General features: G+C 62.6%; 14 protein-coding genes. 6 read left to right on the top strand and 8 right to left on the bottom strand.

The features are described 5' to 3' along the window. Nucleotides 1-142 precede the first annotated feature (142 nt). Complete coding sequence (locus RA21_RS13860; protein WP_019294685.1) at nt 143-1,435, top strand: O-acetylhomoserine aminocarboxypropyltransferase/cysteine synthase family protein; 1,293 nt, start codon at nt 143-145, stop codon at nt 1,433-1,435. 60 nt (nt 1,436-1,495) lie between these two features. Here the strand turns inward: RA21_RS13860 and RA21_RS13865 are convergent, their stop codons facing one another. After that, complete coding sequence (locus RA21_RS13865) at nt 1,496-2,215, bottom strand: SIMPL domain-containing protein (RefSeq protein ID WP_039149876.1); 720 nt, start codon at nt 2,213-2,215, stop codon at nt 1,496-1,498. A gap of 305 nt (nt 2,216-2,520) precedes the next feature. Here RA21_RS13865 and RA21_RS13870 point away from each other — a divergent pair, with 305 nt between their 5' ends. Next, nucleotides 2,521-4,911 carry a hypothetical protein gene (locus tag RA21_RS13870; protein ID WP_241483507.1) on the top strand — a complete coding sequence of 797 codons (2,391 nt, stop codon included), beginning with the start codon at nt 2,521-2,523 and terminating at the stop codon, nt 4,909-4,911. Nucleotides 4,912-5,051: 140 nt separating this feature from the next. Here the strand turns inward: RA21_RS13870 and hppD are convergent, their stop codons facing one another. Then, nucleotides 5,052-6,152 carry a 4-hydroxyphenylpyruvate dioxygenase gene (gene hppD, locus RA21_RS13875; RefSeq protein ID WP_039149878.1) on the bottom strand — a complete coding sequence of 367 codons (1,101 nt, stop codon included), beginning with the start codon at nt 6,150-6,152 and terminating at the stop codon, nt 5,052-5,054. A gap of 151 nt (nt 6,153-6,303) precedes the next feature. On the opposite strand from hppD, the gene RA21_RS13880 reads away from it, so the two are divergent. From RA21_RS13880 to RA21_RS13890, 3 genes are all read left to right on the top strand, one after another. After that, entirely contained in the window at nt 6,304-6,759 is a 456-nt protein-coding gene (locus tag RA21_RS13880) for an Lrp/AsnC family transcriptional regulator (protein ID WP_039149880.1), read from the top strand. Nucleotides 6,760-6,826: 67 nt separating this feature from the next. Then, complete coding sequence (locus RA21_RS13885; protein WP_039149883.1) at nt 6,827-8,047, top strand: PAS domain-containing protein; 1,221 nt, start codon at nt 6,827-6,829, stop codon at nt 8,045-8,047. A gap of 90 nt (nt 8,048-8,137) precedes the next feature. Beyond that, nucleotides 8,138-10,027, top strand: coding sequence for a monovalent cation:proton antiporter-2 (CPA2) family protein (locus RA21_RS13890; RefSeq protein WP_019294691.1), 1,890 nt, complete (start codon nt 8,138-8,140; stop codon nt 10,025-10,027). A 55-nt stretch (nt 10,028-10,082) separates the two neighbouring features. Here the strand turns inward: RA21_RS13890 and cobT are convergent, their stop codons facing one another. Continuing rightward, nucleotides 10,083-11,099, bottom strand: a complete 1,017-nt coding sequence (gene cobT, locus RA21_RS13895; RefSeq protein ID WP_039149886.1) for a nicotinate-nucleotide--dimethylbenzimidazole phosphoribosyltransferase — start codon at nt 11,097-11,099, stop codon at nt 10,083-10,085. A gap of 100 nt (nt 11,100-11,199) precedes the next feature. Between cobT and RA21_RS13900 the strand changes: the two genes are divergently transcribed. Continuing rightward, complete coding sequence (locus tag RA21_RS13900; RefSeq protein ID WP_039149889.1) at nt 11,200-11,958, top strand: adenosylcobinamide-GDP ribazoletransferase; 759 nt, start codon at nt 11,200-11,202, stop codon at nt 11,956-11,958. A gap of 68 nt (nt 11,959-12,026) precedes the next feature. Here RA21_RS13900 and RA21_RS13905 read toward each other — a convergent pair whose 3' ends face one another. The 5 genes from RA21_RS13905 to RA21_RS13925 all read right to left on the bottom strand — a co-directional run bounded on the left by RA21_RS13905 (nt 12,027) and on the right by RA21_RS13925 (nt 17,169). After that, nucleotides 12,027-12,536 carry a CarD family transcriptional regulator gene (locus tag RA21_RS13905; RefSeq protein WP_019294694.1) on the bottom strand — a complete coding sequence of 170 codons (510 nt, stop codon included), beginning with the start codon at nt 12,534-12,536 and terminating at the stop codon, nt 12,027-12,029. A 300-nt stretch (nt 12,537-12,836) separates the two neighbouring features. Continuing rightward, on the bottom strand, nt 12,837-13,175 hold the full coding sequence (gene fdxA, locus RA21_RS13910; protein WP_019294695.1) for a ferredoxin FdxA: 339 nt from the start codon (nt 13,173-13,175) through the stop codon (nt 12,837-12,839). A 62-nt stretch (nt 13,176-13,237) separates the two neighbouring features. After that, nucleotides 13,238-13,612 carry an RNA-binding S4 domain-containing protein gene (locus RA21_RS13915; RefSeq protein WP_019294696.1) on the bottom strand — a complete coding sequence of 125 codons (375 nt, stop codon included), beginning with the start codon at nt 13,610-13,612 and terminating at the stop codon, nt 13,238-13,240. Between the two features lie 7 nt (nt 13,613-13,619). Next, nucleotides 13,620-16,574, bottom strand: coding sequence for a helicase-related protein (locus RA21_RS13920; protein ID WP_039149892.1), 2,955 nt, complete (start codon nt 16,572-16,574; stop codon nt 13,620-13,622). Between the two features lie 28 nt (nt 16,575-16,602). Beyond that, nucleotides 16,603-17,169 (bottom strand): tetratricopeptide repeat protein, encoded by a 567-nt coding sequence (locus RA21_RS13925; RefSeq protein WP_039149895.1) that lies wholly within the window; start codon nt 17,167-17,169, stop codon nt 16,603-16,605. Nucleotides 17,170-17,228: the final 59 nt, after the last annotated feature.

The raw sequence follows: 17,228 nt of genomic DNA on the forward strand, positions 1-17,228 counted from the left end.
GGAATTGCAGCGTCCGGCATTTGCCGGAGGCCCATTTGTGCGGCATTGCAGAAGCCTTCCTCTGCGGCATTCACGCGATTGCCTTCTGCGCGCAGCCATGCTGTGGTGCGCGCGACAGAAGACCTTTCAGGGAGACATACTGATGACCGACGCCCCGTCCTATGGTTTTGACACCTTGCAAATCCATGCCGGCGCCAAGCCGGACCCTGCCACCGGCGCGCGGCAGACGCCGATTTATCAAAGCACGGCCTACGTCTTCCGCGATGCCGAACACGCCGCCGCGCTGTTCAACCTGCAGGAAGTCGGTTTTATCTACTCCCGCCTGACCAACCCGACCGTTGCGGTGCTGCAGGAACGCCTGGCAACGCTGGAAGGCGGCGTCGGCGCGGTCTGCTGCTCCTCCGGCCACGCGGCACAGATCATGGCACTGTTCCCGCTGATGGGGCCGGGCTGCAACGTGGTGGCCTCGACCCGGCTTTACGGCGGCACCGTCACCCAGTTCAGCCAGACCATCAAACGCTTCGGCTGGTCTGCGAAATTCGTCGACACCGACGATCTGGACGCGGTGAAGGCGGCGATCGACGAAAATACCCGCGCGGTGTTCTGCGAATCCATTGCCAACCCTGGTGGCTATGTGACCGACATCCGCTCGCTGGCCGACATCACCGATGGCGCCGGCATCCCACTGATCGTCGACAACACCTCTGCCACGCCTTACCTGTGCAACCCGATTGCCCAAGGGGCCACGCTGGTCGTGCATTCGACAACCAAGTACCTGACCGGCAACGGCACCGTGACCGGCGGCTGCGTGATCGACAGCGGCAAGTTCGACTGGTCCGGAAATGACAAGTTCCCGTCTCTGTCCGAGCCGGAACCGGCCTACCATGGCCTCAAGTTCCACGAGACCTTCGGGCCGCTGGCCTATACCTTCCACGGTATTGCGATCGGTCTGCGTGATCTCGGCATGACGATGAACCCGCAGGCGGCGCATTATACCCTGATGGGGATTGAGACCCTGTCCTTGCGGATGCAGCGCCACTGCGAGAACGCCCGCACGGTTGCGGAATGGCTCGAGAACGACGACCGGATTGATTACGTGACCTATGCCGGCCTGCCGTCCTCCCCCTATTACGAGCGTGCGCAAGCCTGCTATCCCAAGGGCACCGGTGGTCTATTCACCTTTGCGGTCAAGGGCGGTTATGAGGCCTGCATTAAGCTGGTGGATTCGCTGGAGATATTCAGCCATGTGGCCAACCTCGGCGATACCCGCTCGCTGATCATCCACTCCGCATCCACCACGCACCGCCAGCTGACGCCGGAACAGCAGGAGGCGGCAGGCGCCAGCCCCAATGTGGTGCGGGTGTCGATTGGGATTGAGGATGCCGGCGACCTGATCCGCGATCTGGACCAGGCACTGGCCAAGGCCTGCGGCTAAGGTTCGCTTTATCAGGAACAGGAAGGCCGGGCGCAATGCCCGGCCTTTTCGCTTTTCCGGTTACTCACCGCCCGGCACCAGCATATCAAACACAACCGACACATTATGGGTGAAGGTCAGTTCCCCTGCCTCGATCGGCATTGCGTCGCTGCGGGCCATCTCCATGGTCATCATTGGACGTCCGCCACCGCCGCCATGCTCGGAGATCGAACGCACCGGGCCCAGCTCCATGCCTGCTGCCTCAGCCAGATGCTCCGCCTTGCGGATCGCGTCCTTAACTGCTTCGCCGCGGATTTGGTCGGCGGCCGCAGAGGGATCATTAACTCCGAAGCTTAGCCCTTGAAAGCGGTTTGCCCCGGCCGTCAGCACGGCGTCCAGCACCGGCCCCAGTTCGCTCAGGTCACGGACCCGCACCATCAGGGTATTCGAAGCCTCGAAACCCGTGATCCCGCGCCGTCCGCCGCTGTCGTAGGAACGGTCCTGCGACCAAACCGGGTGCATGGCAATCTGCTGGGTTTGCATATCCTCAGCGGCGATACCAGCGTCCTTCAAACGCGTGATCACCGACTGCATCCCCTCTGCAACCGCAGACATGGCTGCCGCCGCCTCCTCAGCCTCTTCTGTCACGCCCAGGGTGATGGTAGCCAGTTCCGGCGCCATCTGCAGCTTGCTCTCGCCCGTAACAGTGATCTGGCGCGGGATTTCGGCCTCGCTGGCCGCCAGTGCGCCTGTGCTCATCGACAGCATCAGGGCAGCTGCCAAAAGTTTCTTTGCCTTCATGCTCAAAAGCTCCTTTTCCGAATGCAGCTTACATGGGGACGGCAATCCGCCGCCCGCAAGGCCTGCACCCCGTCTTTTCCTTTAACTCGGCAGGTTCCTGCTTTAAGGTCCGCGGCAAAACACCGGGCGCAGCAGCGGCCCCGGGCAGTATGGATTTGGATGGTTTGACCCAAAGCATGAAACCGGCCTTCGCTCTTTCCCTTTCCGCTGACGGCATAGAACTTCTGCACCGTGCCCCGGACGGCTGGCGGAGCGTGGCCAGCACTCCATTTGACACCGGGGACCTTCCTGCAGCGCTTGCCTCAATGCGCAAGACTGCACTGCGGCTGGCATCAGAAGGGGTCTATTCCAAGCTGATCCTGCCGAATGACCAGATCCGCTATCTGAGCATTGAGACCGGAGATCTGACCGCGGGCGAACGGATTGAGGCTGCGCGCAAGGCACTGGATGGCGCAACGCCTTATCCCGTGGACGACCTGGCCTTTGACATCTGCGCCGAAGGCGGTGTTACCCATGTCGCGGCAGTGGCGCTGGAAACGCTCGACGAAGCGGAAACCTTTGCAGTGGAGCACGGCTTCGGGCCTGTCAGTTTTGTTGCCGCACCTCAGGACAGCGGCTTCCGGGGCGAACCGTTCTTTGGCACCACCCGGATGATCCGCGGAACCGAAGTTGAACCCGACAACGCCGTAGTCGAGGTGATCGGTCCGGCTGACCTTCCGGAACCTGAAACAGGTGATCTTTCTGAAGACCAGCCCCCTGCTTCCGTTGAACCCGAAGAAACAGAGGCTCTTGCAGCCTCTGCTCCACCGGCAATTTCATCTTCTGACACGGACAAAGCTGCCCAGCCCGGCCCCGCTCCGGAAAGCCCGGAAGCCTTAGGCCAGCAGGAGCCCCTCGAGGCCCCCGTCACAGCCGCGTCAGCCGGCCCCGCCTCAGAACCTGACCCCTTGCACCCAGAGCCGCCCGAAGCTTCACAGCCGGATGAACGCCACGCTACGTCGGCACCTGCCGCAAAGGTTTTCAGCAGCCGCCGCGGCACCGCGCCAGAGCAAGGCGCGGAAAACCCGCCGCTGCCCCCCGCACCCAAATCTGCCCCTCTCGCGCCTCCAGCCGCTGCTCCGTTCGCAGATGGCAGCACGCCGGTAGCTGATCAGGGGCCTGCAAAACCGCAGGGCGCGGCAAACACCTCAGCGGCAGAAGAAAAGAAAGTACCGCAACGGACCATTCCGCCAGCACCCGCAGCTCTGCGCGCACCGTCTCCTGCCGCGCCCGCACCGCGGCCGGAAACCAAGCCTGACCGCAAAAAGGCATCCGGGAACACACCGCGCTACCTGGGACTTGCGCTGACCGCCGCGCTGCTGTTGCTGCTGGCCACGGTCGCAGTCTGGGCGCTGTTCAGCGAGGGCGGTTTCTTTGCCGCCCGCCCGGCCACGGACAATGACCGATCCCCTGCCCCGGCCGTCATCTCTGGCGAACTTCAACCCGAAGAAACCGAGCCGAAAACTTCTTCCGGCACTGCCGGCCAGCCGGCTGAGATTTCCCCGCAAGTCAGTGTTCTGGCGGATCAGCCGGATCCGGGCCTGAGCGAAGCCGCACCATCCTTACCCGACGATTCGGAGGCAGCCCCCTCTGTAGAGGATGAAGCCGCCGCCGACGGCGTCGCCCCCCCGGAAGAAGGAACGGATACCGCGTTCCTGGATCCGCAAGCCCTGCAGCCCGGGGCGGCAGACGCCCCAGTGTCAGAACCGCTGGACGAACTGGCCCAGGCCGCCCGCTACGCTGCGACCGGTGTCTGGCCGGTGGCTCCGGAACTGGACACTATCCCCGCCGCTCTTGGCCTGGATGAACTTTATACTGCCTCCGTTGACCACTCGGAAATTGCGGCTGATGCAGTTGCTTTGCCGCAACCCGAAACTTACGCCCAGGACGAAGTTCCGGGCGCGATTGCCTCCCCTGCGGCAGCAGGGTCCGCATTTGATCTGGACGAACGCGGTTTGGTCAAGGCCACCCCCGAAGGCACGCTCAACCCGGATGGCGTCACGGTTTTTCTTGGCAGGCCGCAGAAGGTGCCGCCGCCTGCGCCGGACCGCAGCGACCCGGCAGCTGAGGCGCTGGCGGAGGAAGTCGCCCGCAACCAGGTGCTGTCACGCAAGCGCCCCAAGGCCCGGCCTGCTGATCTGGCGGAACAGGTGGAACGGGCCCAGAACGGCGGCCTCAGCCGTGCCGAACTGGCCGGGCTGCGCCCGCGCAAGCGCCCTGCCAGCCTGAAACCGGCAGAGGAAGAAGAACTGCCGGTCACCGCGCAGGCCATTGCGTCGTCGGTTGTGCCGCGCGGCCGTCCCGCAAATTTTGCCAATCTGGTCGACCGCGCCCGCCGCAACGCGCAAAACCAGGTGCAGACCGCGGCCGCCGTGCCTGCGGCTGCCGCTGCTGCACCGCCGCGCATTCCGTCCAGCGCCTCCGTGGCCCGGCGTGCGACCGTAAACAACGCCCTCAACCTGCGGAAACTGAACCTGATTGGCGTCTATGGCACCGCTGCCAACCGCCGTGCCTTGGTTCGTTTGCCCTCAGGCCGCTACAAGAAGGTGCAGGTCGGCGACCGGATCGACGGCGGCCGGGTGATTGCCATTGGCGAAGGCCAATTGCAGTATCAGAAAGGCGGCCGCAACCGAACTCTGACGATGCCAAAGAGCTGAACAGCCGCATAGCTGCCTGCTTCCCTCTTGGCACTGTCTTCTCTGCAAGGGTCAGAAACTGCGCCTTTTCCTAATACCCCAGCCACAAAAAAGCCGGGCCTGCTATGCAGGCCCGGCGCAGTCAGTCTCTCTGATGCCGCTTACTCCGCAGCCTGGATCTCGCCGCTTTCGATCTGCTCGCGCTCGATCGATTCAAACAGCGCCTTAAAGTTGCCCTCGCCGAAGCCATCGTCGCCTTTGCGCTGGATGAACTCGAAGAAGATCGGCCCGATCACGGTTTTCGAGAAGATCTGCAGCAGGATACGGGTCTCGCCACCGTCCACCACGCCTTCGCCGTCAATCAGGATACCGTGCTTCTTCATGCGGTCCAGCGGCTCATCATGGCCCTGCACCCGCTCCTTGGACATCTCGTAATAGGTGTCATTCGGGCCGGGCATGAACTTCAGGCCCTTGTCGGCAATTGCGTCGGTGCTGGCATAGATGTCCTCGGTACCAACCGCGATGTGCTGAATGCCTTCCCCGTTGTACTTCTTCAGATAGGACACGATCTGCCCGGTTTCGCCGCGGTCCTCGTTGATCGGGATCCGGATGCGGCCGCAGGGCGAGGTCAGCGCACGGCTGAAGAGACCGGTGAATTTTCCCTGGATATCAAAGAAGCGGATCTCCTTGAAGTTGAACAGTTCCTCGTAGAACTTGAACCACTTGTCCATGTTGCCCTTGTAGACATTGTGGGTCAGGTGATCGAGGTAATAGAAACCGTCACCGCGCGGCTTGGACTGCTTCAGCCATTCGAACTCGGTGTTGTAGGGCGAGGTGTCGTAATACTGGTCGATGAAGTAGATCAGCGAGCCGCCAATGCCCTTGATCGCGGGCACATCCATGACCTTGCCCGGGCCTTCATAGGCCTCGGCGCCTTTGGACACCGCGTGTTCAAACGCCTTTTGCGCATCAGCAACCCGCCAGCCCATCGCCGGTGCGCAGGGGCCGTGCTCATCGACGAACTTCGCGGCAAAGCTGTCGGGGTCTGCGTTCAGGATGTAGGTGACGTCCCCCTGCTGCCACAGCTCCACCAGCGGCTGGTCCTTGCGGTGGCCGGTCAGCTCATAACCCATACGGGTGAACAGCGCCCGCAGTTCGTCCGGCTCCGGGCTGGCAAATTCGACAAACTCAAAGCCGTCGGTGCCTGCGGGGTTTTCAGGGGTGATTTCGGATTTCGGGGCGTTGTGCGGGAAAGGACCCATTGCGCGTCTCCTTCATGTCATTCGGGACAAGGTGAATTCTTGCATCAAGAATACCGCATTCGTTATGCAGTTTTTCCGCGTATTTGCGCACCACACCCTTGATTTGCGCGCAAGTTACGCATCACAATGTTGAATTCAGGAGAAATCACGCATGCTGGATCCGACTGACACAAAACTGCTCGCAGCTCTGCAGAAAAATGCCCATCTCACTGCACAGGAGCTGGGAGAGATTCTGAATTTGTCGCCCAGTCAGGCCGGGCGGCGGCGGCAGCGGCTGGAAACAGAGGGATACATTGAAGGCTACGCGGCCCGATTGAACCCGGCCAAACTGGGACTGGCGGTACAGGGCTTTGTGCAGGTTCACCTCAGCAGCCACGGGCCGGAACAGTCCAAGGGATTTGCGCGGCTGGTCGCCAGTCAGCCGGAAATCACGTCAGCCTGGACCATGACCGGCGAGGCCGATTACCTGCTGCGTGTCTATTGCACCGATCTCCAAGCACTGAACACATTGATTCATGAAATTCTGCTGCCCCATCCGGGCGTTGCCAGGGTCCAGAGCCAGATCGTGATGGCACAATTAAAACGCGACGCGCCGCTGCCGACTTAACCAGCTGGGAAGGATTTGGACCTAAAGATGCAGCAACGACTTCTGTAACCCAAAGTGGAACTTTTCCGTGTCCTTTGTAGACCGCCGTGTTGAAACCCGCCCAACCAGCGGCGAGGCACCGTTTGGCCTCAATGAAGTATTCTTTTCCCGAACCGACAGCCGGGGGGTGATCCGCGCCGGGAACTACGTGTTCCGCCGCGTCGGCGCTTACCCCTGGGAAGAACTGATCGGTGCGCCGCACAAGGTGATCCGCCACCCGGACATGCCCAAGGGGGTGTTCTCGCTGTTCTGGGACACCATTCAGCGCGGCGAAAGCATCGGTGCCTACGTCAAGAACAAGGCCAAGGATGGGTTGTACTATTGGGTCTTTGCAGTGGTGGTGCCCTGCGGGGACGGGTACCTGTCGGCCCGCATCAAGCCCAGCAGCAAGCTGTTTGACGAGGTGCGCGGCCTTTACGCCAAAATGCTGAAGCGTGAAAAGGACGAGGGCGTCAAACCGGAGGAAAGCGCCCAGTACCTTCTCGATTGGCTCAAAAGCCAGGGCTTCGAGGACTACCACCAGTTTGCAGCACATGCCCTCAGCCAGGAACTGATCGCGCGGGACAAGGGTCTGGGCAACCAGCAGAACGCACGGATTCAAGAGCTGACCGGCATGCTGGAAGACGCCGAAAAGCTGGCAGAGGAAACTGATGGTCTGATCGCAGACTTTGATGCCATGCACACGATTCCGCATAATCTGCGGGTGCTGGCGTCGCGCATCGAACCCTCAGGCGGGCCGGTCACTGTTCTGTCTCAAAACTACGGCGCCATGTCACGGCAGATGTCGGACTGGTTTGGCGCCCACGTGATGGGCGAAAACAGCAACTTCGCCAAGATCAAATCTTCGGTGAACGACAGCCTGTTTGTCGAGGGCATGGCGCGCGTTCTGATCGAATGCGACAATCAGCTGCAGCAGGAACGCCGCGATCTGGGTGATGCCGACATGGAATCAGAACGAAAGATTCTGGGCGACCTGGTGAAGCAGCAGGTCAAACGGTCTGAAGACGGCATGAAGGAAGTGGATGAGGAAGCCGCGCGCATCACCGGTGCCTGCCAGATCATGCACCGGCATTTCCTGGGCCTCAGCTCCACCCGGGTTCTGCTCAAGATCGAAAGCGCTCGCCTGACTGATTCCGGTGAAACCCTGGCGGATATTATTGACCAGCTCGGCGGCTTCCAGGAGCGGATTTCCAGGCGGCTGGACCGGATCGGCAAACTCAGCGAAGATATCCGGATGCTTGAGCAGTAAAGGCCGCACAGGCGCCCGATTGCCGCAACAGCCTGTTCCGCCGCCGCAAAGCCATTGCCAAGGCCGGGGCAGGCTTGCGATACCTGTAATATGGAAGAATTTTTCTATCAGGCGACAATTTACCTCGGCGCAGCAGTGATTGCGGTGCCGCTGGCAGCGCGTCTCGGTTTGGGCTCTGTGTTGGGTTATCTTGCGGCTGGCATCGCCATCGGCCCGGTGCTGGGCCTGACCGGTGCGGAAACCGAGGACCTGCGCCATTTTGCCGAGTTCGGCGTGGTGATGATGCTGTTCCTGATCGGGCTGGAGCTGGAGCCGCGCGCGCTTTGGGCGATGCGGGACAAGCTGATCGGGCTGGGCGGCATGCAGGTTGCCCTATCGACGGTAGTGCTGATGGGCGCAGCAATGGCCATGGGCCAGCCCTGGCATGTCAGCCTGGCTGTCGGCCTGGCACTGTCTCTATCCTCTACAGCTATTGTGCTGCAGACCCTGTCGGAGAAGGGGCTGATGCAGACCGGCGGCGGCCGCTCCGCCTTCTCGGTGCTGCTAACACAGGATATCGCGGTCATTCCGATCCTCGCCTTTTTGCCCTTGCTAGGCACCTATGCCATCCCCCAGTTTGCTGCAGATGGTTCAATCAGCCGCGAAGGCGCTGGCGGCCATGGCGGCCACGGCTCTTTGTCACTGGTGGACGGGCTGCCAGGCTGGGCGGTGGCGCTGGTCACTTTGGCTGCGATTGCCTTCATCATCCTGGCGGGCATTTACCTGACCCGGCCGCTGTTCCGCTTCATCCACGCCTCCAACCTGCGCGAGATGTATACTGCACTGGCGCTGATGATCGTGGTCGGCATTTCTTTCGTGATGACCCTTGTTGGCCTGTCGCCAGCGCTCGGTGCCTTCCTGGCGGGTGTGGTGCTGGCCAACTCCGAGTTCCGGCACGAGATGGAAAGCGACCTCAACCCCTTCAAGGGACTGCTGCTGGGCCTGTTCTTCATCACTGTTGGCGCCGGCATCAACTACCGCCAGTTCCTGGCCGATCCCGGCGACCTGATCGGTCTCGCGCTGCTGGTGATCTTTGCCAAGGGCGCGGTGCTGTTTGTTGTCGGCCGCGCCTTCGGCCTGCGCCGGCGGCGTCTGTGGCTGTTTACACTCAGCCTGGCGCAGGCCGGCGAATTCGGCTTTGTGCTGTTGGCCTTTTCCACCCAGCTCAACGTGCTTCCGCCGGCGCTGTCCGAAAAACTGCTGCTGGTGATTGCCCTGTCGATGCTGATTACCCCGCTGTTGTTCATTGCCTATGATCTGCTGTCCAAACGCATGGGAGAACCTCTGCAGGCACCTGAGCCGGACGAGATCGACGAAGAAGGCCCGGTGATCATTGCCGGCATCGGGCGGTTCGGACAAATCGTCAACCGGCTGGTGCAGGCCAGCGGCTTCAAGACCGTGGTACTGGACCACGATATGGAGGCAGTGCAGCTAATGCGCCGCTTCGGGGTCAAGAGTTTCCTGGGCGACCCAACCCGCCCGGAGCTTCTGAAGGCCGCAGGTATCGCCAAGGCCAAGGTTTTTGTTGTGGCGCTGGATGACCCGGAAGGTGTGGTCAAGATGGTCTCCTATGTGCGCCGGGCCTACCCGGACCTGCACATCATTGCCCGCGCCAAGGACCGCAACCATGTCTATGAGCTGTATCAGGCCGGTGCCGACGACATCGTGCGCGAGCTGTTCGACAGCTCCGTCCGCGCCGGCCGCTATGTGCTGGAGAACGTCGGTCTCAGCGAATACGAGGCCGCGCAAGCCGCGCAGACCTTCTACAATCACGACCGCCAGAACCTGCGCGATCTGGCACAGCACTGGATCCCGGGCGTGCCCGCCAGCCAGAACCCTGCCTATATCGAACGGGCGCAGGAACTGGAGAAGGCTATCGAAAGCGCGATCTTCGAAATGGCTGAGCGGAAGCGCAAACGCTCTTCCGAAGCTGCAGAATGACAAAAAGCCCCGGCACAGGCCGGGGCTTCAGAATTGGATCTTCAGGCCGATAGGTTCAGCTGTCGGAAACGCCGGCTTCGGCAAAGGTCGCCATACCGCTGTGGCAGGCGATGGCGCCTTTCAGAACCTGAATCGCCAGCGCCGCCCCGGAGGCCTCGCCCAGGCGCAGGCCCAGCGACAGCAGCGGTTCCTTGCCCAGCTTTGCCAGCAATGCCGCATGCGCAGCTTCGGCGCTTTGATGACCCACAACCGCATGGTCCAGCGCACCATCCGCAGTCTGCAGCAGGCAGGCCGCCGCGGCGCAGCAGATAAACCCATCCAGGATCACCGGGATATGCAGCACCCGGGCGGCGGCGATTGCACCCGCCATGGCCGCAATCTCACGCCCGCCCAGGCAGGCCAGCGCGTCCAGGCCGTCGCGGATTGCAGCGCGGTGCAACGCGACGCCTTCCGCCACCACCCGGGTCTTGTTCGCCAGGCCCGCATCATCCACACCTGTGCCGCGGCCGGTCCAGTCCGACGCCTCTCCGCCAAACAGCGCACAGGCCAGGGCCGCAGCCGGTGTGGTGTTGCCGATCCCCATTTCGCCAACAACCAGCAGGTCCGCCGAAGGGTCCACAGCCTCCCATCCAGCCTTCAGCGCCGCCAGCAAGTCATCCTGGCTCATTGCGGCGCTTTTGGTGAAATCAGCGGTCGGACGGTCCAGCTCCAGCGCATGAACGTCCATGCGTGCGCCTGCCATCTTTGCCAGCTGGTTGATGGCTGCACCGCCGTGCTCGAAGTTGATAACCATCTGGGCCGTCACTTCTGCCGGGAATGCCGAAACACCTTGCTCCATCACCCCGTGATTGCCTGCAAAAACGATCACCTGGGGCGCGGCAATTTCCGGCCGCTCACTGCCGCGCCAGCCGCCGTACCAGATCGCCAATTCCTCCAGACGCCCCAGCGCGCCCGGCGGCTTTGTCAGCTGACTGTTTCGCGCCGTAGCGGCGGCGGCAGCTGCTTGGTCCTGCGCAGGCGCGCCCGCCAGTGCGGCGCGGAAATCATCAAGGGAGGAAAGCTGTGGCAGCATGTGAAAGCCTCGTTGCATCTGAGTGGTGGACGCGGATAAAGCGGATTGACCCTGTTTAACCGCTGGCAGCCCCGCCGCAAGCACTGCAATAGGCCCGCAAATGCAAAAAAACGACATTCAGGCAAAAGACATTCTGCTGGCGCTGGTGCTGCTGACCAGGCTGCCGCTGCCGCACCTGCCGCAGCAGGCCTTCCAGCGCCAGGCCAAGGCGGTCTGGGCGTTTCCGCTGGCCGGTCTCGCAGTGGCGCTGCCCGCAGCGCTGCTGGCGGCGCTGGCGCTGGCTGCCGGGCTGCCTGCCATGGTGGCCGCAGGTCTTGCGCTGGCAGTGCAGGTGATGCTGACCGGCGCCATGCATGAGGACGGGCTGGCCGACACCGCCGACGGGCTGTGGGGCGGCTTTACCCGCGAGCGGCGGCTGGAGATCATGAAGGACAGCCGTATCGGAGCTTACGGGGTGATCGCGCTGATCCTGGGGCTGGGACTGCGGTGGAGCGCCTCGGCCGCTGTGTTCGCGGCGGCCGGTGTCTGGCCGCTGCTGACAATCGCAATGATGAGCCGGGCAGTGATGCCCCAGCTTATGGCATTTTTGCCAAACGCCCGTTCCGCCGGCCTGTCACAGACCGTTGGCCGCCCCCGCGCCCTGCCCTGCCTGCTGGCTGCAGTGCTGGCAATTGCTCTGTCGCTGCCACTGATCGGCGGCGCGGCCTTTGGCGTGGCTTTGGCTATGGGTGCTGCTGCGGCCGGGCTGGGCGCCCTGGCCAAGGCCAAGGTCGGCGGCCAGACCGGAGATGTTCTGGGCGCTTCGCAGCAGGCGGCTGAGATTGCCGGACTTCTCGTCCTGCTTGCCTTCTGCGGTTAACTCACCCTGAGACGAACAAAAGCCGCGCCCTTTCGGGCACGGCCTTCAATCTTAGATCAGCGCAGCGATCAGGCAGCGCGGGAAGTCAGGACCTCATCCACCTGCTTGGCAGCGGCGATTTCATCGTTGCCGGAAACAGCGGCCACTTCGCGGGTCAGGCGCTCCAGCGCAGCCTCGTACAGCTGACGCTCGGAATAGCTCTGCTCGCGCTGGTCGTCGGTGCGGTGCAGGTCGCGCACCACCTCAGCGATCGAGATCAGGTCGCCGGAGTTGATCTTTTGCTCGTACTCCTGGGCGCGGCGCGACCACATGGCGCGCTTCACCTTGGCTTTGCCCTTGAGCGTCTTCATCGCCTGGGCGATCACATCCGGCGAGCTCAGCGAACGCATGCCCACTTCAGTTGCCTTGTTGGTCGGCACCCGCAGGGTCATCTTGTCCTTTTCAAAGGTGATCACGAAAAGCTCCAGCGCAAAGCCGGCCACTTCCTGCTCCTCGATCGAGATGATCTGGCCGACGCCATGCGCCGGATAGACCACATAATCATTGGGGCGGAATTCGAGCTTCTTCGACTTGGTCATACAGGTTCTTCCTCACTCATGGCCGGGCGGCACCGGCACTATGGCGTAAAAAAAATCCAGATCCGGTCAGTTCAGTTTGACCAGCCCTCAGGACATTTTCTCCGCAGAAATACCGCCCATTTTGCACGCCACTGCTACGGCGCACCGGGGGCGGACTCCGATTGTTTATGTCTATTGTGCGCTAAGTATATCATAAAAAAGGGCCGCCCGAAAGGCGGCCTTCTGGCAAGGCTCCGTGAAAACCCGAAGTGATACGGCGGTTTTCCGCACAAATGCGGCGTTCCCGCGGGAGCCAGAGAATCAGCCGCCTTCGCCGGGGGCCTCGGAGAAATACTTCTCCATCTTGCCCTCTTCGCCGTCGCGTTCCTCATACCCCGGCATCGGATCTTTCTTGGACACGATCACCGGCCACAGTTCAGCATATTTGCGGTTGAATTCAACCCATTTGTCCATGTCCGGCTCGGTATCCGGGCGGATTGCGTCAGCGGGGCATTCCGGTTCGCAAACGCCGCAGTCGATGCATTCGTCGGGATGGATCACAAGGGTGTTCTCGCCCTCATAGAAACAGTCCACCGGGCATACCTCGACACAGTCGGTGTATTTGCAGGCGATGCAGTTTTCCGTCACGACATAGGTCATTGTACCGAGTCCCGTTTTCCGTTTGCGCCTAGCTAATCCAGACGCGGCTGCACTTCAAGGCGTCAAAAGCCCTCTGGCTTGCGGGTAAGATCAAGCGCCCTGCGGGCTTTTTTGTCCGGACGGCCTTTTCCCTCGAACTTTGGATTGGCCGGAATTTTTTCCTGCTTTTCCGTCATGTCAAAGTACAGCGCCTGTGCCTCCGGCGCCGGGCCGCGGCGTTCGCCGATGGCTTCCACCTTGACCACCCGGATCACTTTGCCTTGAGCAAAGGTCAGAACGTCACCCGGGGCAACGTTCTGAGCCGGTTTCAAAGCCTTGGTGCCGTTGAGGCGCACATGGCCCGCGCTGACTTGTTTCGCGGCCAGGCTGCGGGTTTTGAAAAACCGCGCATGCCAAAGCCACTTGTCGATGCGGATCTTGGGCGCCCCCTCAGTCATAGCCGGGTCAATCGCCCTGCTTCAGCCCCATCAGCGCTGCGGCGAAGGGGTTGTCCGGGTCGATCTGCTTTTCCTTCTTGGCAGGACGCGAGGAATAGGTCTTGGCGCCCTGATCCTGGCGCGGACCGCCCTTGCGGCCCGGCTTGCCCCGGCCACCATCACGGTCGCCGCCCTTGGCACCGCGCGGCTTGCCCTTGCCGCCAGGCTTGCCGTCGCCCTGCGGGCGGCGGTTCTGCTGGCGCTGGCCGCCTTGGCGTCCGCCGCGGTTACCGCCCCAAGTGAAGGTGAAAAAGACTTCCACCTCCGGCGCGTCAACAGCCGCATCGGCTGCTTCACCAACCGGGGTTTCGCCCGCAGCCGTTTCCGCAACGGGCGCCTCGGCTGCCGGCTCGGCCGGTTCCTCGGCGACGGGGGCAACGCCCTCGTCTGCGATGGCTTCAGTGCCGGCAGGCACATCCGCCGGCGCAGGCTCGCCTTCGGCATCCGGTGCCGCGGCCGGGGTGTTCTCTGCCTCTGCAGCGGCATCCATCACCGGCTGACCTTCGGCAGGCGTGCCGGTTTCTGCCACCACGGCGTCGGCAGGCTTCACCTTTTCGCGTTCGCCCTTCTCGGCTTTGTAGCCCAGGCCCTGCATCAGATCGGCGAACTGCTCCAGCGTCATACCGGTGATCGACAGCATGTCGGCCTTGGCTTCAAAGCCGCCGCGGCTGTCTTCGCCGCGCAGCATGTCAGCCAGACGCTCCAGCATGTCGATGCGGATCATCCGCTCGCCGGCGGCACGGTAGCCGGACATGGTGTCATAGCCTTCCGGCGCGTCTTTGATGGACGGCACGGTGACCAGACCCGGGGGCGGCGCCTCGGGGAAGTCTTGCAGGCCGTTTGCCAGCGACCACAGCACCAAGCGCAGACGGGTCGGCGCCGGCTTCAGCAGCAGCGGCATGAAAATGGTGAACTGGCCGAAGCGGATGCCGTGCTTGCGCAGCGCGCCGCGGGCGTCCTGATCCAGGTCCTTGACCTCTTGCGCCACGCCTGCACGGGGCAGCACGCCGAGGTTTTCGACCATGCGGAAGGCAAAGCCGCGCGCGAGACCGGTCAGTTCTTCATCTTTCTGCAGGTTCAGAAGCGGCTCGAACAGCGCGTTGATCTTGCGGGTGATGAAATGCAGCAGACGGCGCTCGACCTTCTGGGCCACGTCCGGCCCGGCGGCCTCATCCACAAAGACCTCGATCTGCGGGTTCAGCGCGTCGGCGCCGGCAACCAGCTTGCCGACCGCATGTTCGCCCCACATCAGACCGCCCTGTTCGGTAAAGTCGATCTCGGTATCGGGCGCGTTGTAGAACCGGTCCGCGCGCAGATGGAATTGCGGCGCCAATGCCTGCAGCGAGGCCGCCTTGAGGGCCTTTGCCTCAGTGCCTTGCGCAGCTTTGTCCGGGCTGAACCGGAACCCCTCCAGACGGCCGACGAATTCGCCTTCGACCGTCACTTCACCCTTGTCATTCACTTCGGCCAAAAGGGCCTCCTTCTGTTTGAGCCGCCGCAACAGCACAGACGTGCGCCGGTCCACAAATCGCTGAGTCAAACGCTCATGCAGAGCATCCGACAACCTGTCTTCTACAGCGCGCGTCTCCCCGCGCCAATGGCTTTCGTCACGCAGCCAGCCATTCCGCTGCGCGACATATGTCCACGTCCGGATAAATGCCAGACGCTTGGACAATGTGTCGATGTTTCCGTCGGTGCGGTCAATCCGCTTTATCTGGCGGGCCATCCAGTCGTCCGGCACCACCCCGCCGCCATGCAAATGCTCGAAAATCACCCCCAGAAGCGACGTGTGTTCGGCATGGGAGATACCGCGGAAATCAGGGATCCGGCAAACATCCCACAACAATTTCACCGACTGCGCGTTGGTGGTGCGCGCGATCACGGCGGATTCCCGCGACAGCATCTTCAGCGCGCCCAGATCATCGGCTTCACGCGCCTTGATCAGGTTCTCGTTCGTGGGGCTTGATTCGAGCGAGTTGATCAGCGCCTCGACGGTGCCGAACTGCAGGTCGGCAGAGCGCCAGTTGAGTTTTTTCAGCGGCGTGAACTGGTGGCTCATGATCGCCGAGGCGGTGCCCTCGTCCAGCGGCCGTGCATCGCCAGTGACGCCAAAGGTGCCATGACTCATCCCCCGGCCCGCGCGGCCTGCAATCTGCGCCAGTTCATTCGGTGCCAGCGGGCGCATCCGGCGGCCGTCAAACTTGGTGGTGGAGGAAAACGCCACATGGTCAATATCCAGGTTCAGCCCCATGCCGATGGCATCGGTCGCCACAAGGTAATCAACCTCGCCATTCTGATAGAGCGCCACCTGGGCGTTGCGTGTCCGGGGGGAGAGCGCCCCCATCACCACCGCTGCACCGCCCTTCTGGCGGCGGATCAGCTCGGCAATCGCATAGACATTATCAACCGAAAACCCGACAATGGCGGTCCGGGGCGGCATCCGGCTTATCTTTTTCGAACCTGTATAGACCAGATCGGACATCCGGTCGCGACGGACGAATTCGACACCCGGCACCAGCGCCGAGATCGGTCCGCGCATGGTGTCTGCGCCCAGAAACAGCGTCTCATGAGTACCGCGGGCGCGCAGCAGCCGGTCTGTGAACACATGGCCGCGCTCCGGGTCGGCGCAGAGCTGAATCTCGTCGATCGCCAGGAAGTCACAGCCCATGCCCTCTGGCATCGCCTCCACCGTGCAGATCCAGTACTGCGCCCGGGGCGGCACAATCCGCTCCTCGCCGGTGACCAGCGCCACGACTGACGGGCCGCGCGCAGCCACCACCTTGTCATAGACTTCCCGCGCCAAAAGGCGCAGCGGAAAGCCCATCACTCCGGTGCGGTAGCCCAGCATCCGTTCGATGGCATAGTGGGTTTTGCCGGTGTTGGTCGGGCCCAGAACGGCCACGATCCGCGATGCGCTTGCCATAACTTCAGCCCCCGCGCCCCAGCGGGGCTTACAGTTCCCTGCCCTCGATCGAGGGCCTCAGACGTTCGAGGGCGCTGCTTACTTCCTCGTGGTGCGGATGTATAGCCTTGGCGCGCTGGTAGGCCTCATAGGCGCGTTCCGGCTGGCGGAACTGCTCAAACACCACGCCCAGCGCATAGATCGCGTTGTAGTCCTGCGGGTTCAGTGCCAGCGACCGTTCCAGATCCGCTATCGAAGGGCCGTAGAGGCCGATCTCGAAGTAAACCCGCGCGCGTTCATACCAGCCGCGGGCAAAGCCTGGCGCGTGATCGGTCAGCGCGGTCAGATGCTCCACCGCCTCCTGCAGGTCGCCGCGTTCCATCGCGTCCCGTCCCCGCCGCAGCAGCAGGTCCATTGAAGGAGAACCGCTCCTGGCCCACAGCGCCTGCAGCTCGCGGTCAATCGCCGCGGCCTCCGATGCTTCGGACTGCGCCAGATCCTGCAGCAGCACCTCGGCAGACAGCGCCTGCGCGGCACCACTGCCAGGCAGGGAAAGCGCGGCCATGGCAGCCGTTGCCGCCACGATAGCTTTGAGCTTTGGGAAATTTGCCACCATGATGCCCCCAGTGTAATCCCGCGCGCTGCATTTACCAGTAATAGCTGCTATGGCTTCAC

Source organism: Leisingera sp. ANG-DT (assembly GCF_000813785.1).
Taxonomy (GTDB): Bacteria; Pseudomonadota; Alphaproteobacteria; order Rhodobacterales; family Rhodobacteraceae; genus Leisingera.

Excerpts from the sequence above, each read along its gene's own strand:
- RA21_RS13860 (WP_019294685.1), top strand. The coding sequence starts at position 143 with ATGACCGACGCCCCGTCCTATGGTTTTGACACCTTGCAAATCCATGCC.
- RA21_RS13865 (WP_039149876.1), bottom strand. The coding sequence starts at position 2,215 with ATGAAGGCAAAGAAACTTTTGGCAGCTGCCCTGATGCTGTCGATGAGC.
- RA21_RS13870 (WP_241483507.1), top strand. The coding sequence starts at position 2,521 with ATGCGCAAGACTGCACTGCGGCTGGCATCAGAAGGGGTCTATTCCAAG.
- hppD (WP_039149878.1), bottom strand. The coding sequence starts at position 6,152 with ATGGGTCCTTTCCCGCACAACGCCCCGAAATCCGAAATCACCCCTGAA.
- RA21_RS13880 (WP_039149880.1), top strand. The coding sequence starts at position 6,304 with ATGCTGGATCCGACTGACACAAAACTGCTCGCAGCTCTGCAGAAAAAT.
- RA21_RS13890 (WP_019294691.1), top strand. The coding sequence starts at position 8,138 with ATGGAAGAATTTTTCTATCAGGCGACAATTTACCTCGGCGCAGCAGTG.
- cobT (WP_039149886.1), bottom strand. The coding sequence starts at position 11,099 with ATGCTGCCACAGCTTTCCTCCCTTGATGATTTCCGCGCCGCACTGGCG.
- RA21_RS13900 (WP_039149889.1), top strand. The coding sequence starts at position 11,200 with ATGCAAAAAAACGACATTCAGGCAAAAGACATTCTGCTGGCGCTGGTG.
- RA21_RS13905 (WP_019294694.1), bottom strand. The coding sequence starts at position 12,536 with ATGACCAAGTCGAAGAAGCTCGAATTCCGCCCCAATGATTATGTGGTC.
- fdxA (WP_019294695.1), bottom strand. The coding sequence starts at position 13,175 with ATGACCTATGTCGTGACGGAAAACTGCATCGCCTGCAAATACACCGAC.
- RA21_RS13915 (WP_019294696.1), bottom strand. The coding sequence starts at position 13,612 with ATGACTGAGGGGGCGCCCAAGATCCGCATCGACAAGTGGCTTTGGCAT.
- RA21_RS13920 (WP_039149892.1), bottom strand. The coding sequence starts at position 16,574 with ATGGCAAGCGCATCGCGGATCGTGGCCGTTCTGGGCCCGACCAACACC.
- RA21_RS13925 (WP_039149895.1), bottom strand. The coding sequence starts at position 17,169 with ATGGTGGCAAATTTCCCAAAGCTCAAAGCTATCGTGGCGGCAACGGCT.